The sequence below is a fragment of the Sporosarcina sp. D27 genome (assembly GCF_000586555.1).
In the GTDB taxonomy this organism is placed as follows: domain Bacteria; phylum Bacillota; class Bacilli; order Bacillales_A; family Planococcaceae; genus Sporosarcina.
On sequence record NZ_AZUC01000045.1, the window covers coordinates 13,958 to 39,546 of the forward strand.

Here is a 25,589-nt window from a genome sequence, read left to right on the forward strand (position 1 = left end):
CGGTTCCGCTTTTCTTTTTTAGCTATGCGCTTGTACAAATTCAGTAATCTTCTCGGATGTTTCCATCTGTAGAATTTCAGGGATATACCCTTCCCATTCCGCTTTAGAAAGATCCGCGAATTGAGCACGTGCTTTCAAAATGCTCGATGGGCTCATTGAGAACTCATCCAGACCCATACCGAGTAGAACAGGAATGGACAGTGGATCTCCCGCTACTTCACCACACATACCTACCCACTTACCTTCTTTGTGAGCGGCTTGAATTACGTTATGAATGAGACGCAATACAGAAGGATGATTCGGCTGATACAAATACGAAACCGTTTCGTTCATGCGGTCTGCCGCCATCGTATATTGAATCAGATCATTCGTACCGATGGAGAAGAAGTCGACTTCTTTTGCAAACAAATCTGCGATGACTGCAGCTGCAGGGATTTCAAGCATCATCCCTACCTCATACGTATCGCTGACTTCGATGCCATCAGCCTTTAGTTTCTCTTGTTCTTCAAGTAACATGCCTTTTGCACGACGGAATTCCTCCAGCGTAGCAATCATTGGGAACATGATTTTCAAGTTGCCGTGAACACTTGCGCGTAACAATGCACGTAACTGAGTACGGAACATTTCTGGATGTTCAAAACAAAGACGAATGGCGCGCTCTCCAAGGAATGGGTTCATCTCTTCAGGCGTGCTGAAATAGCTTAACTCCTTGTCACCACCAATATCGAGAGTGCGGACAACCGTTGGACGTTCTCCCATGGAAGTCAGAACGGTTTTGTAAGCGTCATACTGTTCCTCTTCAGTTGGAAAATCACTTTTCCCCATATAGAGGAACTCTGTACGGAACAAACCAACGCCCTCAGCTCCGTTTTTATCAGCTAATGGCAAGTCTTCAGTTGACGCAATATTTGCGCCCACTTCAACGTGATGCCCGTCACTTGTAACAGTCGATTCAGAAACAAAGCGCTTCAACAATTCCTTATCTTGCTCGAACGTCACTTTCTTTGTTTCATAAGCTCGCGTGTCTTCATCAGTCGGTTCTAATAATACTGTTCCGTCCGTACCATCGACAATTAGAGCAGTTCCTTGTTCAATCGACGCCATAGCAGTTTTCGTTCCGACTACCGCTGGAATCTCCAGCATTCTACCGAGAATTGCAGAGTGCGATGTACGCCCTCCGATATCCGTTACGAATCCTTTGACGAATTGCTTATTCAATTGAGCCGTTGCAGAAGGTGTTAAGTCATCTGCAATAATGATCACTTCTTCATTGATAGTAGAAGGATCGGATACATGAACACCTAATAGTTTAGCTAGGAGACGCTTCGTCACGTCGCGAACGTCTGCAGCACGTTCTCTCATATATTCGTTGTCCATTGCTTCGAACATCGCTGTGAAGGTATCTGCAGCTTGTTGCAAGGCAAACTCTGCGTTGACGCCTTGTTCAATGCTACCTTTAACGCTGCTTTCAAGCTCTGGGTCGTTTAACACGAGTAAATGCGCGCTAAAGATTGCCGCTTTGTCTTCTCCAAAATTTTCAGCAGCTTTCGCTCGGATTGCTTCTAGTTCAACTGCCGCTTCAGCTTTAGCAGCTTCAAATCGGGCAATTTCCAGTTCAGGCTGCTCGATAGTTAGTTTTTCGACTGTAAGGTCTGGCGTTTCCAAACGATATGCTTTGGCGATCGCTATTCCGTCAGATACACCGATACCTGTAATAGTTTGTTTCACTCGCCAATACTTTCTTTTTTCATAATTTCATCCACTTTTGCGATCGCCTCTGACTCATCAGCGCCGTCTGCTGTGATTTCAACTTGCGCACCGGATTCAATCCCCATGCCCATGACACCCATAATGGATTTCAAGTTAGCAGTTCGCTCCTTGTACGTAATTGTTACTTCTGATTTGAATGGTGTTACTGCTGATACGAGCATGGAGCACGGTCGTGCGTGCAACCCTTCGCTACTTGTAATTGTGTACGTTTTCTTTTCCATAACTAACTCTCTCCTTTATAGTCAAAACTTGATGCGGTCGCTGTAGTGGGCGACGAGTGCATTGTTATGTGTTTCGTTGCCCTCTATATTACCGCTTTTAAAAACAGGCGGCTCCATACCATTCTCACTCATTCGCACGACAACCTCACAGAACAAACCATGAAGTAATGCATTCCCAATTACTGACGACGCAGGACCGCATTGGATCCCATCGATGTTCATGATTCCGTCGCCTGGTGGGACTTTCGTATTCAGCACCGTTGACACTGATGCTTCCAGTCGTTTACCCGAAGAATGTCGAGATGGTTGTTCTTTTTCAGTATACAATAAAGACTGAATTGAAACCGTATAAGAGCCTTGCGAATTCGCATATTGTGCCACATCAATTGGTACTGGATTCCGTCCTGAATTGGAAATGATGATGACGATATCTCCTGGTCGAATGTCGAGGCTTGTAAGAAAGGTTCTGCTGAAGTCAGGATCTTTTTCGTTTTTAGAAGATAGCAACGCTCCTTCATGCAACATGAGCGGTCCAACGGAAATGGGTTGGACACAGGCAAGACTTCCAGCCCGGAAAAAACCTTCCTGTGCAAGCAATTGGGAATGCCCAGACCCGAAGAGATGAATGATTCCACCTTTTGCAATTCGATCAGCCAGTATTGTAGCGGCTCGATCCACTGACTCTTTTGCTTCACGCCCTGCTTCTGTTAAAAGTGTGGTAATTTCGCTGAAGTAGGAATTCATGACAGTCACCTCCCAATTTCACTAATAAATTTATATCGGTCTGCCCGATACGTGCTGCGAACGACTTCAAAAATGCGACCATCGTCAAGTGCACTAACACGTTCGATGAGCACAACTGCAGCGGGAAGTGAAATATGCAAGTATCCGGCATCTTCAGTTTTTGCAAGAGCTGCTTCCATCCGCTGTGTGGCTTGCCCGATTACAAGTTTCTCCTGTTTTTCAATGAACGCGTATAAGGAGCCTTGTAGCGCTTCTTCCGAGAGCGTCGGAAACAATTCCACGGGCAAATACGATCGTTCAATCGCCATTGGTGTATCGTCAGCGTATCGGATCCGGACTACCTTATGAACGAGCGCTTCTGAAGAAATTCCGAGTCGCGTAGACAGTTGCGGATCTGGATGTACTTGGCTGAAGCTGATCAGTTTCGTTCCCGGTACGAATCCTCTTTCTTTCATGTCCTCTGTAAAGCTTGTTAATCCGTTTAGCGGCTGTTCCATCTTTTCTTCTGCAACAAACGTACCACGCCCTTTTTCTCGGTACAGCAAACCATCTTTCACTAAATTGGTCAGCGACTGACGGACTGTCATACGACTTACCCCAAACATGTCCGTCAATTCACGCTCAGACGGAATAAGGGATTTTACAGGGTACACGCCTTGAGCAATTTGTTCTTTCAAATAATCTTCAATCTGAACATAGATCGGGATGGCTGATTGCTTATCTAGCATGATCGCCACCGCCAGTCGAGTTTTTACTCCTCATTATTTTCATACCCAACTACACCACCACAAATTGTATGCTTAACCGTCCACTCTTTGTCTAGAATGACGACATCGGCATCCTTTCCAACCACCAGACTCCCCTTTTTCGTCAGACCCAGCTGACGAGCTGCGTTCCCAGACGTAATCTTCGCAACATCAAGAGGACTAATTCCTAATGTACGGACGACATTTTTGACGGCATGTTCCATCGTCAAAATACTTCCTGCCAGTGTTCCATCCGAGAGACGTGCGTCTGTTTCTGATACATGGACTGGCTGCCCGCCAAGGTCGTATTCGCCCGGTTCAAGTCCCTTAGCACGCATCGCATCCGTTATGAGGATAAGTCTGTCCGCACCTTTCACTCGGTAGGCTAGTTCAACTGCTTTTGGATGGCTGTGGATGAAGTCCGGAATCACTTCTGCACATAGTTCATCTATAAGTAGCGCCCCCCCAATCGCACCCGGCTCGCGATGATGAAACGGTGACATCTGGTTGTATAAATGAGTGGCTTGAACAGCCCCTGCTTGTGCAGCCTCTTCCATTTGAGCGATTGTCGCATCCGTATGACCCATGGAAGCTACAATTCCCTCAGCCGATAGTTTTCGGATGAACGCCAACCCGTTCGGCACTTCTGGTGCGAGTGTGACCATACGAATTTTACCTTGAGCCGCTTGTTGCCACGCATCAAACTGTTCTGCGTCAGGAGGACAAATGTATTCAAGAGGCTGTGCACCAGCACGTTTCTGCGATACAAAGGGTCCTTCCAAGTGAACGCCTAGCATTTGTGCTTGTCCAGCTTTCGTAGTGAAGACCGCCGCATTTTTCAGAGCTGTTTCAATCGCTTCAGGCGCTTGAGTCATAGATGTCGCTAGAAAAGATGTAGTTCCTTCTTTCGGAAGGACATCTGCCATCGTTTGTAGTGCTTCTTCTGTCGCGTCCATCACGTCTGCTCCAGCTGCTCCATGGATGTGCATGTCGATGAAGCCTGGTAATACGTATCCGCCACGAGCATCAATCTGTTGATTGGCTACACGCTGTATGGAAATACCAACTTCTCGAATCACGCCATCTTCTATGAACACTTCACCTTTATCGAGAACTCCATCTGGTGTCACAACGGTTCCATTTGTCAGTAAAATTGTCTGTGTCATTGTTGTCCACTCCTTAAGAAAACACGCCGGAAGAGTGACTGTCGTCTCTCCCGCCGGCGTAATCAGTTATTATTCATCAACCTTAACGATTGAATCAGTTCCTCTACGTTGGAACCCTTTTTTCAAAATGTGCAAGTTGGCTTTTTCCACGTTTGTAAAAATAACCGGTGTCACAACGGATGGTGCGTTTGCTTTGATGTAGTCCAGGTCAATATTCAACAATGCATCGCCTCGTTGAATGAGCTGATCATTTTCCACAAGCAATTCAAAGCCTTTTCCGTTTAACTTCACTGTATCCAAACCTACGTGAATAAGTACTTCCACGCCTGTGTCTGTTTCGAGTCCAATCGCATGATTTGTAGGGAAGACGCTAACGACTTTACCGTCAATTGGTGAATGAATCGTTTTCCCTTTCGGCATGATACCGAAACCAGGACCCATCATTTCTTTTGCAAATACGTCATCCGGAACTTCTGACAAGTCAATGACGTCACCGTCGATTGGCATATGGAAATCAGATGCTGGTAATACTTTCACAGTGTGCGGTTGTGTATCCAGTTCCATGGACTCTTCAGTCTTTGGAGCTGGGTTACCGTTCTTGATACGACGCTTCATCGCTTCACCTAAGAATTCAACAGCTGTTCCAATGACAACTTGAACGTTTGTTTTACTAATTTTCATGTAGCCCATTGCGCCATAACGCTTCAATTCTTTTTCATCAACAACATCTGAATCTTTAACAGTTAAGCGTAAGCGAGTTGTACAGTAATCAATGGCTTGAATATTATCAATACCACCGAGTGCTTCAATTGTATGATACGCCTTCACTTCAACGATGTCATCACTGTAGACTACAGTATCTTCTACCATATCATCATCGTCTTCACGACCTGGTGTTTTCAAGTCGAGTTTCACGATCAGGAAGTAGAACACGACAAAGTAAATGACCCCGAACACGAGTCCGATGACTAAGAGAGTCAACGGATTTTGTGCCAATCCATAATTCAAGACATAGTCAATCGCACCTGCTGAGAATCCAAATCCGTGATGGACGTCAAACATATACGATACGATCATGGACGCACCAGTTAGCAATGCGTGCATTACGTAAAGAACTGGTGAAAGGAACATGAACGCAAATTCGATTGGCTCTGTAATACCTGTAAGGAAAGAAGTGAACGCGATACTGAATAACATACCGCCCACAATTGCTTTCTTTTCCTTTTTAGCTGCCGCATACATCGCAAGACAAGCTGCTGGTAGACCGAACATCATAATCGGGAAGAAACCAGACAAGAATGGTCCTGCAGTTGGATCTCCCTTAAGGAAACGGTTGATTTCACCTTTAACAACTTCACCACTTGCATCCGTGAATGTACCGAAGTCGAACCAAACCACTGTGTTGATAACGTGGTGAAGACCCGTAGGAATTAGGAGACGGTTCAAGAATCCGTAAGCCCCCACTCCAAGAGTTCCTGCACCAAGTACCCAGTTACCGATACTATCGATAACACTTTGAATTGGTGGCCATGCAAAGAAGAGTACACCCGCAAGTACAGTCATTGTAGCTGCTGTAACGATAGGAACGAATCTTCGTCCTCCAAAGAATGCTAAGAAATCCGGTAGTTTAATATTATAAAAGTGATTATAGAGAACACCGGCCACAATACCGGAAATGATACCACCGAATACACCCATATTAATGGATTCATCGACCGCTCCTAATGCACTAGTAAGTACCAAGTAACCGACAGCTCCGGCTAATGCCGCACCGCCACTATTATCATGAGCAAATCCCATTGCAATACCAATGGCAAAGATTAGAGCTAAGTTACCAATAATTCCATCTCCCGCTGCAGCGATTAGCGGAATGTTCAGCAGGTCTGGTTGCCCAAGTCGCAAAAGCAATGCAGCTGCCGGCAAGGTCGCAATCGGAAACATTAAGGATTTACCGATGCGTTGAATAAAGTTCATCATCTTCTTCTCACTCCTTTTTAGTTATCTTACTATTCACTATACCGGTTTACCGGTCTAGTTGTCTATACCAATTAAACCAAAAAACTAGAAAGAATGTAAGCGTTTTTACGAATTTATGTTTAAAAGTTTAAAAGTATGCCAAAAAAAGTGATTGCAGAGGGATCTGCAATCACTTTTTTGGCATACTTTACTGCTTCTTCTTAAGCATCTACACGTACGATACCACTTGTACCTTGAGTTTGTTTCCCCTCTTTCAACAAATGGATCTTCTCTTTTTCCGTGTTTGTGAAAATAACAGGTGTTACAGCTGATGGCGCGTTGGCTTTAATATGGGCGACATCAATTTTCAATAATGCATCCCCTCGACGAATTGGCTGGTCCTTCTCAACCAATAGATCGAAACCTTCACCATTTAACTTAACAGTATCTAATCCTACGTGAATTAAAATCTCTACACCGGTTGACGATTCTAGTCCAATCGCGTGTTTCGTCGGGAACACGCTGACAACCTTTCCGTCGATGGGCGAGCAAACGGTATCACCAGTAGGGTCAATTGCAAATCCCGGGCCCATCATTTCCTGCGCAAATACAGGATCCGGCACTTCAGTCAATGGAATAACAGTTCCATCCATTGGCATGACAAAAGAATCTTCACCAATTCCCTTTTCTACGGACGTCTGTGCTGCAGGCGTCTGTTGCCCTTCAGCTGAATTGTCCCCTTTTAACGATTGAGCCATCTTTTTAAAGAAATTAGCCATTTCTTTCACTCTCCTTCTACCTTTTCATGTCTATTGTTAACTAAACGTCGCTTCACTATCCCAAAGCTATTCGTTACTTTCCACAAAAGTGCTTGGCAAGCGTCTCCAGCATTTGAGGGAGACGAACGAAAGCACTTTCGATATGTAGCCTCTCTGTACGTTGGTGTGCATCCTTACCGAATGGACCGACATTTAAAACAGGTGCATCGAGTGCTTTCATTTCTTCAAATGGCATCCAGTAGGTGGAACCCCATACCGGAGTATTCCGTTCAAACGATTTCCAGCCTGTCCCTTCATCTTCATAATGGACATAGCTCAAATCACTAATCCCATTAAAGTAGTGAATTTGTGACACTTCTGTACCAAGTGAGCTTGCTTTGTCTTGCATGAGTGTGACAAGCTCCTGAACAAGTGCGTCGTCTGAAGTATTCACTGCCGGATAGTACGGTGGAGCAAATAGCAGAACCGTTGCAGGCGCTAGTTCTTGGCATTCTATCATAAGTACATCAACGATTTTAAATGATTTGTCGCGATCGTCTAGTTCCCAGTCACCTGAAACTTCCGTAATAATCCTCTTCACTTCGGCTTCGCCCAATTTATTGTTGGCGTAATCCATCAACTCTTCAAACTTGAGTAGCTTGATTTCCCCAACTTTAGGAACCCCTTCACGCTCACAGATCTCACTGTATGTCGTTTCACATGCCTGAACAGAATCTTTAGCGATGCCTTCGAATAGTTCCATCACTTCTGCTGCAGTCCGTCTCATAGTGAACACGTTATACAGGGCAGTGGAGCGATATGGAGTTTGCACAGAATAATGCGCTTTTAGATCTTTTTGCTGCAATGTCACAGGCAGCGGTGTGGTTTCCCCATGATCGGTTTCTTCAAATATATTATTCCACTCCATCCGTTGTGTTAAGAAAGAAGCCATAAATGTCGAAGTAATTCCTTTTAACGGTTCCCCAACATGCGTTTCTTTGCCGTAAAACAATGCGGCTGGCATAATTTTACCGATGGTTCCCGAGTAAATGTATTCTCTTGGGTCACCCGGCTCTTGAGAGAAAACGGGTTCGCCATTTAAAAACAGCGTATACGTTAAATCATGTTCCTGTTTTATCCGAACGAGCGACTTAACTGCCGTACGCATACCCGCAGAACTCACTTCTTCATCAGGGACAGCGAGTAACACTAAGTTCAATGGCCATTGTTCCGATGCTGCCTTTTCGATTAAGGACATATGTAATGCGAGCCCCATCTTCATATCCATCGTTCCTCGCCCAAACAAATACTCTCCTGATTCCAGATCAGCCAGTGCTTCTTCAGGGAGTTCCTCTTTATATTCATGTAATTTTGCGGTTAGCTCTTCAGGATGGAATGCAAATGGCTCTAGTGCACCATATTCTTCTGTCCAAACTGTGTCAAAGTGGCTAATGAGCACAATTGTATCTTGTGCTTCATGGTTTTTATATAAAGCAGTGACTGAATTGCGACCAAGACCTGCATCATGCAACTCCAACTGTTCGGGATGTGCTTCGAAATAAGGGACAGATTTCAACTTTTCAGCGAGTCTATGCGGGAAAGCTTTTTCCCCTTCTGTTGTTGTCCGACTTTCCCAATTCACAAGTTCGCACAACAATGCTCGTAATGTTTCCGGTGAATTCCATTGCAGTTCTGTTCCAGTATGTTGGTTTGCCATTAAAAACCCTCCTCTTTAAATACGTGCTGGCATCCTGACAGCAACAACCTGTCTGCTTTTGAGTGTACGCTTTTTGTCGAAAAGAGTCATCCCCTACAGGTTGATCGTTTGACTTGCATCTCCGCAAACTTTTGTTTATCATGTAAACATAAGTTTAATACATGAGATACGGACGGGAGGTGTGTACAGTGAACGAAAAAGAACAGCAGCTGATTTCCTTAATCCGGCAAAATCCATACTGTTCCCAGCAAGAGCTAGCAGAGGGTCTTGGACTTTCCCGCCCCGCTGTCGCTAACCTTATATCCGCATTGACGAAACGTGGATATATCGCAGGTAGAGCCTATGTGTTAGCACCGGAGGATGAAATTATTTGTATCGGTGGTGCAAACGTCGACCGTAAGTTTCATGTCACTGGTTCGGTAGCGTCTGGTACGTCAAACCCTGCCGAAATGTCTGTTACAATTGGCGGTGTCGCTCGCAACATTGCTGAAAACCTTGGTCGGCTTGACCATCCTGTTCGATTGATAACTACAGCTGGCAAAGACGCAGACTGGGACTTGATTGCAACGCATTCATCTCCCTATATGGACTTGACGTCGGTACGGTTATTACCCGATGCCTCGACTGGCTCATATTCTGCGGTGTTAGACAAACACGGCGAGCTCGTAATTGCGATGGCAGTGATGGATGTGTATGAGTCACTAAACGCCGACTACATTGCTTCTCTCGAACGGCACTTAGCTCGCGCAAGGATGATTGTTATAGATCTTAATGTAGCAAAAGAAACTGCAGAAGTGATTCGAGATGTAGCTGTCCGTCACCAGGTTCCACTTGCAATCGTCCCTGTTTCCGGTCCCAAAATGGCGCATTTGCCAGACACGCTTGAGGGGCTAACTTGGTTCATCTGCAATGAAGATGAAGCTGAAACGTTAACTGGTGTTACGATTCAAAACGATGACGACTGGAAAACAGCCGTTTCCGCACTCCTTGACTCCGGAACAGAACATGCCATCATTACTCGCGGAAAAAAAGGGATTATGGCAGGCGACCGCGCAACACGCACAATTCATCATCATTCCGCGATACCTGGAGTCTCTGTAGAAGACGTGACAGGAGCTGGAGATGCATTTGTCTCGGGAGTACTACATGCTGCAGTAATGGAACGTACACTCAATGACTCGATTTCCTATGGTCTTGTAAACGCAGCAAAAACGTTAGCATCCACCTATACGGTCAGACCTGAACTGACCGCCAATGGACTCGAAAATGAACTGGAGGAATACAAATGAAATCCTATATCGTCTACTCAGAAGAAGTCTTAAACGCAAAAGCCGCTGGACAACCAATCGTGGCACTTGAATCGACTATCATCTCTCACGGCATGCCGTATCCACAAAACGTGGAAACTGCTCGTGCAGTAGAACAAATCATCCGTGACAACGGTGCAGTTCCTGCAACAATTGCATTGATCGACGGGCAAATTAAAATCGGATTGTCTTATGATGAGCTTGAAATGTTCGGTAAAAGCGATAACGTAGCAAAAGTTTCACGTCGTGATATCGGGTACTTGCTAGCTACTAAGCAACTTGGTGCGACAACAGTTGCTGCGACAATGATTTGTGCAGACCTAGCTGAAATCCGCATGTTTGTAACAGGTGGAATCGGTGGCGTGCACCGTGGTGCCGAAACAACAATGGATATCTCGGCAGACTTGGAAGAGCTTGCAAAAACAGATGTCGCTGTCGTTTGTGCAGGTGCAAAGTCGATTCTTGATATCGGTCTTACTATGGAATACCTAGAAACAAAAGGCGTTCCAGTCATCGGATATGAAACTGATGAACTACCTGCATTCTATACGCGTAAGAGTGGATTCCCTGTGAACTTCCGTGCAAACAATCCAGAAGTTGTTGCTGAAACACTTGCTGTGAAATGGCATCTTGGACTTGCAGGTGGAGCTGTGATTGCCAATCCGATTCCTGAAGCAGACGAACTCGATCCTGAAATGATCAATGGAATCATCGATCAAGCCCTTGCTGAAGCAAAAGAAAAAGGAATTAAAGGGAAAGACGTTACACCATTCATGCTCGGTAAAGTGAAAGACCTCACAGATGGCAAGAGCCTAGTAGCTAACATCGCCCTCGTGAAGCACAACGCAGTCGTAGGAGCTAAGATTGCTGTGGCGTTAAGCAAAACTAAATAACAATCCTTTCAAAAGAGTACTTCATTCCAGAAGTGCTCTTTTTTTGTTCTCCATTTACCAACTTTCTATTACTAGGTAAATCTTCCCCTAATAGTTTAAACCCATTTCACAAGGGAAACTCGGATAATATACACAACTCTGAAAAATGGGAGGGTTCACATTATGGATATTAAAAAGCAAGCCAAGATGGAAACGGCTGAGTTGAAGAGGCCATCCGACTGGATAGCCGGTCTGGAATGGTTTTTCTTCATTTTCGCCAACATTGTCATTATCCCGATAACTGTAGGAAAAGCGTTCAATCTCGATCAAGACAGTATTATTTCTACACTCCAGCTGTCTTTCATAGTGACAGGAATTGCCTGTTTACTGCAGGCGTTTTTCGGTCACAAACGAGCAATCCTTGAAGGTCAGTCAGGACTTTGGTGGGGGATGATTCTCTCCACTGTGAGTCTCGCAAGCTCACAAGGAGTTTCTATGAGTGAATTAGGAGGGAGTCTTACTGTCGGTGTCCTGATTTCTGCTGTGATGACTGTCGCCATCGGACTGTTCGGATGGGGCCCCGCACTTGCTAAGCTGTTTAATCCAGGAGTCATGGGCGTCTTCATGCTACTGTTCGGATTCCAACTTATTAAAATCTTCCTCGAAGGGATGCTAGGCATTCCAATGGGGAATCCACCAGACGATGCAAAAATCCAACTTTCTGTTGCAGCGCTCACGTTCGTGATTGCTGCCGCCATGATTGTCACTAACATCAAAGCACCGAAAAAAGTGAGTAAATACACGTTGCTTGGCGGTATAGTCGTAGGCTGGGCTGCTTATGCACTCATAATTGGTCCAGAACATACGGTAAAATCGGATGCCTCATTTCAATTTGAGTTATTCCATTTAGGAAAACCTGCTTGGAATATCGGGATTATTGCGATGGCCGTTATCACTGGCCTTATGAATCTGGCAAATACATTTGGAGCTTTAAAAGGTACCGAATCCAAAGATTTGTATGACGAGGAAACAAGCAAAAAACAATATAATCGCAGTTTGACCATTTCGGGTGGACTCACAGCAGGGAGCGGACTATTTGGTCTTGTCCCCTACGCACCTTTTGTGTCTTCAATTGGTTTTCTCGAACAGTCCGGGATTGTCAGACGACTTCCATTCATCATCGGCAGTGCGCTGTTTCTTTTGATGGGTATCATACCTCCTGTCTCACTCTTTTTCTCGAACATACCTCTTAGCATTGGGAGCACTGTACTGTTTGTTGCTTATTTGCAACTGCTTAACTCTTCTTTCAGTTTCTTTGAGAAAATCCGGCTCAACAGCCGAAATGTCTATCGCTCCGCTATTCCTGTGTTCGTTGCCGTTGTCATTATGGTGATGCCGGATTCGTATTTCTCCTCCTTACCAGGATTTATCCAACCAATTATCGGCAATGGGCTCTTAATGGGCATTCTGATTGCTCTCATTCTGGAGAATACTATTAAATGGGATCACATTAAAAATTCATAAAACCAATGCGAAAACTCAGAATACAAGTTTTACTGGAATTTTACTGGGTATGCAAGATAGTAGAACCAATTTACTAGAAAAACAAAAAAAGAGGAAGGTGAAACAATGAATTACGAATCTAGCAGAATCGGCGAAGATATTGACCCTCGGTACGGCAGCTCTTTCATGGCAAAGAAAAATGCTGTCGCCACCCCTAACAAACTCGCCTCGATGGCAGCTAATCGAATCCTCAACAAAGGCGGGAATGCAATCGACGCCATGGTAACCGCCAACTCTGTACTTGGAGTTGTATTCCCCCACATGACGGGTGCAGGAGGAGATTCGTTCTGGCTCATCTATGATGCAAAAACAGGTAAAAGATATTCTCTGAATGCTACAGGACATTCAGGTGAAGATGTGACTCTCGACAAGTTCAACAAAGAAGAAGGCATGGATATCCGAGGGCCAAAAGCTGTCACGACAGTACCCGGAGCCGTGAGTGGATGGATTGAAGCTCACGAACGATTTGGAAAGCTTACAATGAAAGAATGTCTGGAGCCCGCAATTGAATATGCAAATGAAGGCTTCCCCGTCGGGCGATCTCTTGCAAAATTCTCAGAAGTTGCACTAACTTTACTACGCACCTACCCATCCACCGCAAAAGTCTTTCTCAAACAAGGCGTTGCCCCTTACATGAAAGGCGATACGATGAAAAACCCTGACTTAGGGAAAACACTTGAGCTAATTGCAGAACACGGCATGGATGCTTTTTACAAAGGTGAGATTGCAGATAAGGTAACTGACTTCCTACAACAGCATGGCGGCCTACTGAAAAAAGATGATTTTGCACGCCATCGGGCCACCTGGGAAGAGCCGATTGAAGTTCAATATGGCGATCGGATAGTCATTTCCCCCCCGCCTAACTCCGCAGGTATGGTGACCCTTCAAATTCTCGGGATGATGGATCATCTAGATATTACAAGCATGAAAGGTCATGAGGAACAGTTCATCGATGCATTTACCCGTGCAACAGCGTTCTCTTTCATGGATCGTGATGAATTCCTAGATGATCCTGATTTTAATAAAGTTCCGACCGATGTACTCCTAAGCAAAGAGTACTTCAAGGAACGAGTGCAAAAAATGCATGATCCAGCTCTTGGACCTCCTGAAAATGGATATGCCAATAAAGGAGATACAACCTTTAGTTGCGCAGTGGATGATGAAGGCAATGCTGTCGGTGTCATTCAAAGTCTGTATTGGGAATGGGGTTCTGGCGTTGTCGCAGAAGGAACTGGAATGATGCTTCAAAACCGAGGAAGCTATTTCTCACTCGACTCAAAAGCACGCAACAAATTAGAGCCTAACAAACGCCCTGCACATACTCTCACCTGTTCCATGGTCTTCCATGAGGATAAACCTGAACTCATCGTGGGAGCGATGGGTGGTGACGGTGAGCCACAGACACAGGCTTTAATCATTATGCGTTTATTGAACCAAGGATACTCCGTGCAAGAAGCAATCGATGCCCCAAGGTGGTTGCTCGGTCGGACATGGGGTGAAAACGTACGGGGCTTACGTCTAGAAGGACGTTATGATAAGCAAATCGCTGAAAAACTGAAAGACCTCGGTCACGTGAATGTCACCATGATCGAAAACTTCAGCGACCTGATGGGCCATGCCCAGGCAATCCGTATTTGGCCGGACCGGATTGAAGCAGGTGCTGACCCACGTGCGGGCGGACTAGCCATCGGGAATTGATCGACATGAATGCATTACAACTAAATCGAAAACTCGAAGGGAGATTTTACGATGAACACTAAAACTGATAACGAGACACAAACAAACCCTCAACCTATTAAAAATGATAGAGGTGGTCACATTTGGGGCGCCAATAATCCTGAAATCGACCGTCAAAACCCGGATATTATAGTTCCCCCTGACACAGACAGCGGTACGATGCCTAACTTGAAATTCCCTTTTGCTCACTCCCATATGCGTGTCGAACATGGGGGTTGGTCCCGTGAGGTTACGGTACGTGAAATGCCTGCCTCCAAGACGATTGCAGGTGTTAACATGCACTTAGAGCCTGGCGGTGTCCGTGAATTACACTGGCACAAAGAAGCGGAATGGTCCTATATGATTAAAGGGAAGGCTCGTATTACGGCCATTTCACCCGATGGACGCGAATTCGTCGACGATGTAGAAGCCGGAGACTTATGGTATTTCCCTTCTGGCGTTCCTCATTCCATCAAAGGACTGAATGAGGGTGCTGAATTCATCCTCGCATTTGACGATGGTAGTTTCTCAGAGAACAGTACATTTTCAATTACAGACTGGTTTGCACACACTCCAAAAGACGTGCTTGCAGCAAACTTCGGAGTATCCGAAGAGGAATTTGATAACATTCCAAGTGGTGAAGTTTATATGTATCAAGGTGCTGTGCCTGGCCCAATCGCTGAAGACTTGCCCCCAGACACAAACGAATTTGTGGAATGTCCGTATAGCTTTAAGTTGATGGATGTCGAACCAGTTGAAACGAGTGGCGGTAAAGCTTGGATTGCAGATTCTAGCAACTTCAAAGCATCTAAAACAATTGCTGCTGCTTTAGTAGAAGTAGAACCTGGTGGGATCCGGGAACTACACTGGCATCCGAACGAAGCAGAATGGCAATACTATCTTGAAGGACAGGGTCGCATGACTGTTTTCGCCTCTGGTGGCAAGGCTCGTACGTATGATTATCAAGCAGGAGACGTCGGTTACGTTCCGTTTGCAATGGGGCACTATATCCAGAATACAGGTGACACACCTCTGCGTTTCTTGGAAATGTTCCGCAGCGACCATTTTGCAGACGTGTCCCTCAACCAGTGGATGTCACAAACACCTCCAGAACTCCTTAAAGAACACTTGCCGCTTAGTAATGAATTCATGAAAAATGCATTGCATAGCGACAAACGCCCCAATGTTAAATATTAATAATGCACATGAAAAAACCACAGCTCAATGGCTGTGGATTTTTTCGTTCTATTATACGCGTTCTGCTTTACGTCCTATGAGTTTGTAATACACCAGATACAATGATGGAATCATGACCAATGTAAACAAACTCGAGAAGGCAAGACCCGCGATAATTGTAATTGCAAGTGCTTCAAATAATGGGTCACCCGATACAGCTACTGGAATCAATGCAACAATTGACGTCAGTGATGTTAAAATGATTGGTTTGATACGTGCGTAGCCTGACTCCACAATGGCTTCAATGACATCCATATTGCCTAGGAGACGACGGGCTTCCACAAAGTCGATTAACACTACTGCGTTCCTTACTACAATACCCGTCAACGAGACAATCCCCATGACACCAAGGAAGCTGAGAGGCGTCTGTGTGATGAACAATCCTAGAATCGCACCAGAAATACCTAGATACACCGCGAATAGCACGAGGAATGGTAAACTGAACGACTTAAATTGGAACGCAATGACCAAGTATACAAGTAGCAAGACGACTAAGAATAGAATTCCGATTTCAGCAAAGAATGCTTGCTGATCCGAATTCTCCCCACCCGTTGAAATTGTATAGCCTTCAGGTAGACCTTTCTTTTCTGCTTCAGCAGCATCTAACATGTCATCTTTAAATCCATCAGCATCGCCATACGCTTTTAACGTAATCGCGCGCTCTCCTTTTTCATGAGGAACTTGCGCGAGTAACGAGGTCTTTTCTGAAGTGAGCAATTCATCCAATGGGATGAGTTTCGGTGGACCTTGAGTCGTCATGGAAGGCACGGCGCTATCTGAGAGGTCTACAGGTTCCCCCTCATTCACTCCTTTTTCCTTCAACACGACTTGCTTTGAAATATCCCCTTCATACAACTTGAACAAAGGGACGCCTTGCGTTAACAACTGTAATTGGTTCGTTACTAAACTTAAGGAAATCCCATTATCCTCAAGTGCTTGTCGATTCGGAACATATTGGACAGCTGGAACAGGTTCTCCTAGGTTATCCGTTACAATGTCTGCGCCCTTTTCAAGTAAACGTTTTTTCAAATCATCGCGCAGTTGTGAGAGTTGGTCGATATCATCACCTTTAATCGTAACAGTTACAGGTGCTCCGACAGGCGGTCCTTGGACAATTGTATCGAGGAAGATTTCCGCATCGCTGTAACGCTTCCGCAATTCCGGTTCCCATTTGTCGATGAATTCAGATGCGCTCATATTGTCTTTTTTAATACGGAACACCGCTTGCCCTGTGTTTTCCCCCGTGTTATCCATTGAGGAAGCAAACAGATTTGGTAAACCGCTACCTGTGAAAATAGCAGTTTCTTTTACGTTTTCATCTTCATCTGAAACTTCGTCAATGATCTTTTGGATTTCGTTATTGGTTTCATCTATTGTCGTCCCTGCTGCGAGTCGGACGTTCATTGTCACTTCTTCTTTGTCAGCAGCCGGGAAGAATTCGAACGGTGTGAGCAGTGCTAAGAATAGCAGTCCTGTCGCGATGACCAACCCGCCTATTCCAACAAGTAACGGTCGCTTCAAAACGATGCGCAATACTTTTTCAGAATAAAATACGGCAATTTTCTCCAAAGGTTTACCTAAGAATCCGGGAGTATCTGAGATTTTTTTATTGCGTCTTTTCGTTTTGATGAATTGAAGCATCGGAACGAGCGTAACCGAAAATACAGTCGAAGCAATAATTGTTGTGATTAAGATACTAGGGAGGGCTTTGATAAATGCGCCATTTCCTCCAGATAGTAATAGTAACGGTGAAAACGTCACAACAATCGCTAAACTGGAAGAGATAATAGATGTATAGACTTCTTTGACACCATTTACAGCACCATCCAGAGGTGAATCCCCAAGTTTATATCGCCGCTGGATATTGTCATTCACGACGATACTATCATCGACGAGAATCCCGATTGCGATTATGAGCCCGATGACTGATATCTGGTTCAAGTCGACTCCCATGTATGGTATTGGGATGAGGCCAACGAGGACAGAAGCAAGAACGGTCAATGCAACTGCAAACGAACCGTACAATGTCAGTCCAGCTGTTGTCACAACTAGTACTGCAATGACTGCGATGAGTAGTGAAACATACAAACTATTGAAGATTGAGTTCACATTATCTGCTTGAGATTCATAGGTGTGAGCCGTTACTTCTTTAGGAAGGTCTTCAATATATCGATCCATTTTCTTTGCGATGGTCTTATCCATGGAAGGGATATCTTGCCCCGGCTGAAGAAAAATTGTATAAGAAATTGCAGATTGTCCGTCAAATGTGACAATGTCTTTTGCTTCTTTTGCTACTTCTCCAATATCCGCTACTTTAGCCAACGGCACAGCAGCATCACCAATTTGTAATTGCTTTAGTTTTTCAATACCTTCATCTTGTTTTACTGTCAAAACTACACGCTCTTTACCGTCATCGTGTGTTCCAAGTGAGAGTGGCTGATTCGATTGTTGCAACACATTGAGTACATCAAACGGTTGCAGTCGATTTTCCGCCATTTTTTCAGGGTCGAGTGTAATCATCAGTTGCTTTTCCTTAAACCCTTTGAGGGTTGTTCCAGCAACTCCTTCTATAGACTGAATATCATCTGAAAGGCTTTCAAACGAGGTCTCTAAGCCTGCAAGAGCTTCTTCGTCTCCAGTAAACATATACGAAACGAGTGGAAATGCTAGGTCGAGTTTTTTCACTTCAGGTGTTTGAGCATTCTCTGGCAACTCACTAGCAGAGCGCTGCACTTCTTGTTGCAATTTACTGATTGTCTGATCCGAGTCAATTCCGTCTTTCAACGATAATGTAATGATGGATGCAGAATTCGCTGAAACGGAATTCATCGTATCGATACCGTCTACTTTTTTAACCGCTCGCTCTAGTGGATTCGTTATTGTCCTTTCTACTTCCGATGGTTCTGCCCCTGGAAGAACCGAAGATACCATTACAAGATCGACAGGGGTTTCAGGAATTTCACGTTTTGGGAGCGTTAAAAACGTATAAATACCAACTAGCATGAGGATGAAGATAAGAAAAATAAATAATTTACTCCGCTTTAATAGATAGACCATAAGTATCCTCCCTTTTTCTTTCTGATAGCACTTCCAACGCAATATTATCTCTATTCTATAGAATGTCACAGTCAACTACCAATCACAATTAAGAAACTCACAAAAATGCACAGTAATTGTTTGACAATTACTTTTGAATCTTGTACATTACATAAGGACGAACAATTACATCTCGTCCCAAACAAATTATTCGCTTTTAGGAGTGTTCAATAATGGATGTAGTATTCGATTATGAAGATATTCAACTAATTCCCGCAAAATGTATCGTTGACAGCCGATCTGAGTGTGATACTTCTGTCAAACTGGGAAAGCATACGTTCCGCTTACCCGTTGTCCCTGCCAATATGCAAACAATCATTGACGAAAAAATTGCTATTCAACTCGCTGAAGGCGGTTACTTCTATATTATGCACCGCTTTGACCCTGCATCACGCCCTGCATTCATCCGTGACATGCACAGTCGTGGACTGATTGCTTCGATTAGTGTCGGAGTTAAAGAAGATGAGTATGGGTTTGTAGAACAGCTCGCTCAAAATGGACTTGTTCCAGATTATATTACAATTGATATCGCACACGGTCATTCAAATGCCGTGATCCGTATGATTCAACATATTAAAAACCATTTGCCAGAGAGTTTCGTTATTGCAGGTAACGTCGGAACACCAGAAGCCGTTCGTGAACTCGAAAACGCTGGCGCTGATGCAACGAAGGTCGGAATTGGACCTGGTAAAGTATGTATCACGAAAATTAAAACTGGTTTCGGTACTGGTGGCTGGCAGCTCGCAGCACTTCGCTGGTGTGCAAAAGCTGCATCGAAGCCAATTATCGCAGATGGCGGAATCCGTACTCACGGCGACATCGCTAAATCTGTACGTTTTGGCGCAAGCATGGTGATGATCGGTTCACTATTTGCCGGTCACGAAGAGTCTCCTGGTCAGACAGTGGAACGAGACGGCGAACAGTATAAAGAATACTTCGGTTCGGCTTCAGAGTTCCAAAAGGGTGAGAAGAAAAATGTTGAAGGTAAGAAGATGTACGTCGAGTACAAAGGACCTCTTCAAGATACATTAACTGAAATGGAACAAGACTTGCAGTCATCTATTTCTTATGCAGGTGGTAAAAAGTTGGATGCAATTCGTACAGTGGATTATGCAATTGTGAAGAACTCTATTTTCAATGGAGATAAAGTTTATTAATTCCTAATTTAACTAACTGATAAAACCGAAGTCCCTGTAATGGGATTTCGGTTTTATTAAGGTTATAAAGAAAATATCGAAATAATCATGATTCCTATCGTTAGTGAGATGACTATAGCTGCGATCAACCCAATTACAAACACAACGAGAAGTACTCCGAGGCCACGCCACGCTGAGAAACCATGGACGATGCCGATTCCTTTACATGAGATGACTATGCTATAAATCCCTAATGCAAATGTCAGGAACATAGAAATCAAGTACACACCCATTGGTAAGTTCGTAATCGCAAACGTTTCCGCAGGGGGCGCTTCGAATGCTAATTTACCATATCCTAAGATAACTAAGTAGTTGACAGGGGCTAGCCAGATAGATGGTAGGGTCGCACCTGGCGCTACGTGAAGCATTTCAGAGAATGTGCCAGTTCCGCCGAACAACCCCTTCCCAATCCACTGATAAAGTGCTGCACCAATCACCCATGATATGAGTGCACCCACAAATGTTAGTAAAATGAACAGCGGAATGAGTGCACCCAGTGGTAAAGCGCTGAATAATCCTGAGGTTCCCGCTTGATAACCTCCTGACGCAAGTGCAGCAATGGCGAAAATCAGAATGGCATAGCCAATGGTTGTTTCATTCTTCAAATACTGCAAGGTGGCAGTCGGTCTGCTCCAAATAGTAAGCAATGGTTTTAAATTCATGAATCGTCCTCCTTTGAACTTGTCACTCCCCTCGGATCGAAAAGATGGTACACTGACTTTTAGGGGGTGACATTTTTTGAAAAGAAAAATTTTAATTACACTTAGTACACTCGTTGTCATACTGCTTGTTGCACTCGTTTTTGCTGGCAATTACTTTTATAACCAAGGGATAAAGCGCGGTACTGAAGTAAAACTTCACAGTGAATCTGAAGCCGTAAATGATATCGCCAGTGATACGGACCAAGCGTTGCTTAAGGAAGCTAAAATCTGGTATGCCGAGCAACCAAAAAACACCATTACCATGCAATCCTACGATAACTTAAAGCTGAAAGCTCAATTTATCAACAACAATAAAAACAATGCACACAAAGCAGTCATTCTTGCCCACGGTTTCCGCAATACTGGAGAAGACATGGGAAAATACGCAAAGTTCTACTACGACCAAGGATTTGATGTCCTGCTCCCTGACGCACGCGGTCATGGAGATAGTGAAGGCGATTATATCGGCTATGGTTGGCACGAACGCCTCGATTACAAGGACTGGATTAAATACCTCATTCAACAGCATGACGCTGAACAAATCATTTTGCAAGGGAATTCCATGGGCGCTGCAACTGTTTTAATGACAAGTGGTGAACAATTGCCGAAGCAAGTGAAAGGAATTGTTGCAGACAGTTCATATAGTACGGTTAAAAAGGAACTGGCGCACCAGTTGAAGTCCATCTATGGATTACCAGCATTCCCATTGCTAGAAGTTACGAGTGTCGTCTCTAATATCCGGGCAGGATATACGCTTCAAGAAGCATCCGCGGTGGACCAAGTAAAGAAGAATAAAGTACCCTTGCTTCTAATTCATGGCGATGCAGATGACTTAGTTCCTACCGAAATGGCGACTGAATTGTACGAGGCAGCCAGTGGAGATAATGAGTTATGGATTGTTCCAGACGCAGGACATACGAAAGCGTTTGACAATATCACAGGTGAGTACGAAGAAAAGCTATCTCAATTTCTTGAAAAAGTACTTGATTGAATACCAGATCGCTCTCCCTATCAGGAGAGCGTTTTTTCATATGAGATTTTATTGTATACCTTCTCTTACGATAGTATGACGGAAAAGTTTCATTGCTGGATGGCAAGCGTACTTTTCTTTCCTTGCTGTTAAGGGTACGTTACTGAGAAGGAAAGAATTACAGAGTTGTACACTGCGAAAGACTTTTGGAAGGGTATGAAACAAGGATACTTTTAGTATGTTTTCCCCATACTAGTCTAAAAGCGAGGTGACGTGATGGACTGGCATTTATTGTGGAAAGCCATGCTTGTAGTACTTCAGGTTTTATTAGCATTCTCTCTGGGTTATGAGCGTTCTTCAGGCTTTATGAGCACTTTCCCTGGGGTATGAGCGCTTTTCTGGTTTTATGAGCACTTTCAATGATTTATGATCACTTTTCTAGCTTTATGAGCACTTTCAATGATTTATGATCACTTTTCTAGCTTTATGAGCACTTTTCTGGTTTTATGAGCATCCCTTCCAAAAGCTCCCTCTATAAAGACACCTACAATCCCAAATTTAATTCCCTCTCAATATTTAACCGCAATTGAAACGGTGTGAATGTCACTCTGTATTACTTTTAATTCAAGTCTATTTTCAATAATTGCATCCTTTCCGTAAACAAACTTCTATAGGACAAAAATCCGAGCAACACACTCGTCATCGCCGCAGTTGCCAGTAACAAAAACACAACAAGTAATTGAAATTGAACCGCCTGGACCGGATCCGCTCCTGCAATGATTTGTCCACTCATCATTCCCGGAAGTTGCACGAGTCCAATTGTCTTCTGGCTTTCAATCGTTGGTATCATGCTTGCCTGAATTGATTTCATTAACTGACGATTGATGGACTGCTTTGGAGTTCCACCAAGAGATAAAATCAGTTCGCTTTCATCACGATGCGCTTCTACTTCAGCAGTGAAACGGTTTAAAAACAAAATCGCGAGAACCATTGAATTCCCGATCACCATACCACTTAGCGAAATAATGTATTGAGCGGTCGGAGGAACAATATGTAATCCGAGCAAGACAGTTTGCGTCAATACTTCAATCGCCACAAACGTCACAAACAACTTCCACGTGATCCCTTTAATGGCTTTTCCTTTGTGCCGGGCATTTTGTACAGCGGCAACAATCATCAACAGTACCATTAATATAATGAAAATCGCATGTTCGGAATCGAACACAAATTTCAACACAAATCCTACCGCAATAAGTTGCACAGTTGAACGAAGTGTTGCAACAATCGTATCTCGTTCCAGTCCCAGATTCAGCGTTTTTGATAGTAATAAAGGGATGAAAACAAATATTAACGTTAAACTTAATGTCATCCAACTCATGACAATCCCCCTCTCACAAACCGCTTCACATCTTCATCCTCTGATGTAATAATATCTTCTTTGGTACCTACTTCACGTAGCTCTCCATCAACCATCACCCAGAAGTACTCCCCTATCCGATTGGCCTGTTCCAAATTATGAGTAATCCAAACGATTGAAATCTTTTCCGTCTCATTCAATTTGACGATCAAATCTTCAATCTCTCGAAGGGAAGAAGGATCAAGAGATGCTGTGATTTCATCTAGCAACAAGATCTTTGATTGGTTTAATAACGTACGGGCAATAGATACTTTTTGCTTTTGTCCCCCAGAGAGTTCACGAGCATCTCTTGTTAGAAGAGACGATGGAAGTCCAACGCGATCCATGGTGGCAATTGCTTGTTCATCGGATAAAGTTTTACCACGTAGCTGTAATGGAAGTGCTAAATTATCCTTTACGGTGCCTTGTACCATTGGCGAACTTTGCAACACAATACCAACATGTCTCCTGACTGACATTGGGGATTGCTCTTCAATCCGCTTCCCATCTATGTAAATTTCACCTTCTACTGGACTGATGAGACCATTGCACAACTTTAACAATGTCGTTTTCCCAGCTCCAGATGGTCCGATCAATGCGGTAATTTTCCCCCTTGGAAACTGACCACTCACTTTTTTAATTATATCGGTATGATTCGCGCTATAACTCACACAATCTAGCTCAAGGGCACATGATGGAGTTGAGGGATTACTAATTCGTTTATTCATATCATTCAAGCTCCTATCGTATTGAACATATTTTCCCACACTTTAATTTTCTAATTTATCCCATCCAATGACCTATTGTAATTTTACCATTTCGATCAATAATCAACCATACCATATCCCTTTCAACAAGGAGGTCTTACAGTGCACAAATCTTTCATTTTTAGGAAAAGGCGGGTCACTCCTCCGGTTCTCATAGCAGGTAGTTTTTTAGTTACGATACTCATGGGAACCGCTTTGCTCAAACTCCCCTTTGCCACAACTGTGCCGATAACTTGGACCAATGCACTATTTACTGCGACATCCGCAACAACCGTAACAGGACTAAGTGTCTTCGACATTGCGACTACGCTTACCCTATTCGGTGAAATCGTGCTCCTTGCTCTCATTCAAATTGGCGGGATTGGGTTAATGGCTTTCGCAGTTGCGCTATTAATGATTCTCGGACGCAAAGTCGGCATGAAAAACCGCATATTTCTCCAAGAGTCATTTAGTCAACAATCAATAGGAGGAACCGTCAAATTTCTAAGGAGCATTTTGAGTTTTGTGTTCCTAACTGAAGGGATCGCTTTTATTTTGTTATCCCTCGTATGGATACCCGATTTCGGCTGGAAACACGGTCTTTACTACAGCCTGTTCCATGTAGTTTCAGCTTTTAATAACGCAGGATTCTCCTTGTTTCCTGACAACTTAGTAGGGTTTGCCGGTAATCTTCCCGTCACACTTATACTATCCTCACTCTTCATCATCGGTGGCCTTGGCTTTACTGTTGTCATAGAAGTTGTTTCAAAACGGTCATCTAAGCATTGGTCTCTTAATACGAAAATGATGTTAGCTGGAACGCTAACCGTCAATCTCATCGCTACATTCTTATTCTTCGCCCTGGAATATCACAATACGAAAACAATCGGCAACATGACTTTCGGGGATAAAGCCTTGACCTCCTATTTTCAAGCAGTCACCCCAAGGACTGCCGGTTTCAACATGGTACCTATCGTTGATATGGAGGACAGTTCTCTCTTACTGACATTGTTACTAATGTTCATTGGTGGAGGGAGCGCTTCTACGGCTTCAGGTATTAAACTCACGACATTCATCGTCATTGTAGTCGCGACTCTTGCGTATTTTAGGGGAATGACGGAACCTCACCTATTCAAAAGAACGATCAAATCAGAAATCATTTCTCGTTCTCTCGCAATTGCTGCTGTTAGTTCCATGCTCGTATTCACAGCATTTTTCTTGTTAACCGTTACGGAATCATTGCCATTCCTTCCATTGTTAATTGAGACGGTGTCGGCATTCGGTACCGTAGGACTGTCGGTTGGAATCACAGGAGATTTGACCCCCGTAGGCGAATGGATTCTCTGTGCAGTGATGTTTTTAGGAAGAATCGGACCGTTGACACTGTTTTTCCTACTGATTCGCCCTAAAAAGGAAACTTTTAAGTATTCATACGATCGCGTTCATACAGGATGACAAAAAGATACCTCCATATGCCTGCTTATGCAGATGTATGGAGGTCTCTTTTGGTTCTGTGGTCAACATCGGTTCTACAAGGAAATGTAGGTGAGCTACTTTATAGTGTTATGAGCACTTTTCTCGGGTTATGAGCATTTCCTCAAGTTTATGAGCACTTTCCACAGGTTGTGAGCATTTCCTCAAGTTTATGAGCACTTTCCACGGGTTATGATCACTTCCTCAAGTTTATGAGCACTTTTCACGGGTTATGAGCA

At 44.0% G+C, this 25,589-nt stretch carries 20 protein-coding genes; 8 read left to right on the forward strand and 12 right to left on the reverse strand.

Annotation, left to right across the window (positions count from 1 at the left end; genetic code table 11):
• Nucleotides 1–18 precede the first annotated feature (18 nt).
• The 8 genes from ptsP to N693_RS0107090 all read right to left on the reverse strand — a co-directional run bounded on the left by ptsP (nucleotide 19) and on the right by N693_RS0107090 (nucleotide 9,078).
• Nucleotides 19–1,728, reverse strand: a complete 1,710-nt coding sequence (gene ptsP / locus N693_RS0107055; protein WP_025784099.1) for a phosphoenolpyruvate--protein phosphotransferase — start codon at nucleotides 1,726–1,728, stop codon at nucleotides 19–21.
• Nucleotides 1,725–1,991, reverse strand: a complete 267-nt coding sequence (locus N693_RS0107060) for a phosphocarrier protein HPr (RefSeq protein WP_025784100.1) — start codon at nucleotides 1,989–1,991, stop codon at nucleotides 1,725–1,727. Before N693_RS0107060 ends, ptsP begins: the two co-directional genes overlap by 4 nt.
• A gap of 21 nt (nucleotides 1,992–2,012) precedes the next feature.
• Nucleotides 2,013–2,735: a sugar isomerase domain-containing protein gene (locus N693_RS0107065; protein ID WP_025784101.1), complete on the reverse strand. Its 723-nt coding sequence runs from the start codon at nucleotides 2,733–2,735 to the stop codon at nucleotides 2,013–2,015.
• A gap of 5 nt (nucleotides 2,736–2,740) precedes the next feature.
• A complete protein-coding gene (locus tag N693_RS0107070; RefSeq protein WP_025784102.1) occupies nucleotides 2,741–3,463 on the reverse strand; it encodes a GntR family transcriptional regulator in 723 nt (240 codons plus the stop codon).
• Nucleotides 3,464–3,486: 23 nt separating this feature from the next.
• Complete coding sequence (gene nagA / locus N693_RS0107075) at nucleotides 3,487–4,647, reverse strand: N-acetylglucosamine-6-phosphate deacetylase (protein ID WP_025784103.1); 1,161 nt, start codon at nucleotides 4,645–4,647, stop codon at nucleotides 3,487–3,489.
• Between the two features lie 69 nt (nucleotides 4,648–4,716).
• The gene (gene nagE, locus N693_RS0107080; RefSeq protein ID WP_025784104.1) at nucleotides 4,717–6,624 is read right to left on the reverse strand and encodes an N-acetylglucosamine-specific PTS transporter subunit IIBC; all 1,908 of its coding nucleotides are present in this window, start codon (nucleotides 6,622–6,624) and stop codon (nucleotides 4,717–4,719) included.
• A gap of 200 nt (nucleotides 6,625–6,824) precedes the next feature.
• On the reverse strand, nucleotides 6,825–7,382 hold the full coding sequence (locus tag N693_RS0107085) for a PTS glucose transporter subunit IIA (RefSeq protein WP_025784105.1): 558 nt from the start codon (nucleotides 7,380–7,382) through the stop codon (nucleotides 6,825–6,827).
• 73 nt (nucleotides 7,383–7,455) lie between these two features.
• A complete protein-coding gene (locus N693_RS0107090) occupies nucleotides 7,456–9,078 on the reverse strand; it encodes a M20/M25/M40 family metallo-hydrolase (protein WP_025784106.1) in 1,623 nt (540 codons plus the stop codon).
• A 188-nt stretch (nucleotides 9,079–9,266) separates the two neighbouring features.
• Between N693_RS0107090 and N693_RS0107095 the strand changes: the two genes are divergently transcribed.
• The 5 genes from N693_RS0107095 to N693_RS0107115 all read left to right on the forward strand — a co-directional run bounded on the left by N693_RS0107095 (nucleotide 9,267) and on the right by N693_RS0107115 (nucleotide 15,733).
• Complete coding sequence (locus N693_RS0107095) at nucleotides 9,267–10,367, forward strand: carbohydrate kinase (protein WP_025784107.1); 1,101 nt, start codon at nucleotides 9,267–9,269, stop codon at nucleotides 10,365–10,367.
• A complete protein-coding gene (locus N693_RS0107100) occupies nucleotides 10,364–11,278 on the forward strand; it encodes a pseudouridine-5'-phosphate glycosidase (protein ID WP_025784108.1) in 915 nt (304 codons plus the stop codon). Before N693_RS0107095 ends, N693_RS0107100 begins: the two co-directional genes overlap by 4 nt.
• Before the next feature lie 162 nt (nucleotides 11,279–11,440).
• Entirely contained in the window at nucleotides 11,441–12,781 is a 1,341-nt protein-coding gene (locus tag N693_RS0107105; protein WP_025784109.1) for a uracil/xanthine transporter, read from the forward strand.
• A 105-nt stretch (nucleotides 12,782–12,886) separates the two neighbouring features.
• Nucleotides 12,887–14,518 (forward strand): gamma-glutamyltransferase, encoded by a 1,632-nt coding sequence (gene ggt, locus N693_RS0107110; protein WP_025784110.1) that lies wholly within the window; start codon nucleotides 12,887–12,889, stop codon nucleotides 14,516–14,518.
• Nucleotides 14,519–14,569: 51 nt separating this feature from the next.
• On the forward strand, nucleotides 14,570–15,733 hold the full coding sequence (locus N693_RS0107115; protein ID WP_025784111.1) for an oxalate decarboxylase family bicupin: 1,164 nt from the start codon (nucleotides 14,570–14,572) through the stop codon (nucleotides 15,731–15,733).
• A 51-nt stretch (nucleotides 15,734–15,784) separates the two neighbouring features.
• Here N693_RS0107115 and N693_RS0107120 read toward each other — a convergent pair whose 3' ends face one another.
• Complete coding sequence (locus N693_RS0107120; protein ID WP_025784112.1) at nucleotides 15,785–18,829, reverse strand: efflux RND transporter permease subunit; 3,045 nt, start codon at nucleotides 18,827–18,829, stop codon at nucleotides 15,785–15,787.
• 212 nt (nucleotides 18,830–19,041) lie between these two features.
• Here N693_RS0107120 and guaC point away from each other — a divergent pair, with 212 nt between their 5' ends.
• Entirely contained in the window at nucleotides 19,042–20,025 is a 984-nt protein-coding gene (gene guaC / locus N693_RS0107125) for a GMP reductase (protein ID WP_037592926.1), read from the forward strand.
• 62 nt (nucleotides 20,026–20,087) lie between these two features.
• On the opposite strand, the gene N693_RS0107130 is transcribed toward guaC, so the two are convergent.
• A complete protein-coding gene (locus tag N693_RS0107130) occupies nucleotides 20,088–20,726 on the reverse strand; it encodes a YIP1 family protein (protein ID WP_025784114.1) in 639 nt (212 codons plus the stop codon).
• Nucleotides 20,727–20,802: 76 nt separating this feature from the next.
• Here N693_RS0107130 and N693_RS0107135 point away from each other — a divergent pair, with 76 nt between their 5' ends.
• Nucleotides 20,803–21,756 (forward strand): alpha/beta hydrolase, encoded by a 954-nt coding sequence (locus N693_RS0107135; protein ID WP_025784115.1) that lies wholly within the window; start codon nucleotides 20,803–20,805, stop codon nucleotides 21,754–21,756.
• Between the two features lie 598 nt (nucleotides 21,757–22,354).
• Here the strand turns inward: N693_RS0107135 and fetB are convergent.
• The gene (gene fetB, locus N693_RS0107140) at nucleotides 22,355–23,113 is read right to left on the reverse strand and encodes an iron export ABC transporter permease subunit FetB (protein ID WP_025784116.1); all 759 of its coding nucleotides are present in this window, start codon (nucleotides 23,111–23,113) and stop codon (nucleotides 22,355–22,357) included.
• On the reverse strand, nucleotides 23,110–23,859 hold the full coding sequence (locus N693_RS0107145; RefSeq protein WP_051508699.1) for an ATP-binding cassette domain-containing protein: 750 nt from the start codon (nucleotides 23,857–23,859) through the stop codon (nucleotides 23,110–23,112). Before N693_RS0107145 ends, fetB begins: the two co-directional genes overlap by 4 nt.
• Before the next feature lie 222 nt (nucleotides 23,860–24,081).
• On the opposite strand from N693_RS0107145, the gene N693_RS0107150 reads away from it, so the two are divergent.
• The gene (locus N693_RS0107150) at nucleotides 24,082–25,332 is read left to right on the forward strand and encodes a TrkH family potassium uptake protein (protein WP_081760185.1); all 1,251 of its coding nucleotides are present in this window, start codon (nucleotides 24,082–24,084) and stop codon (nucleotides 25,330–25,332) included.
• The last annotated feature ends 257 nt before the right edge of the window (nucleotides 25,333–25,589 follow it).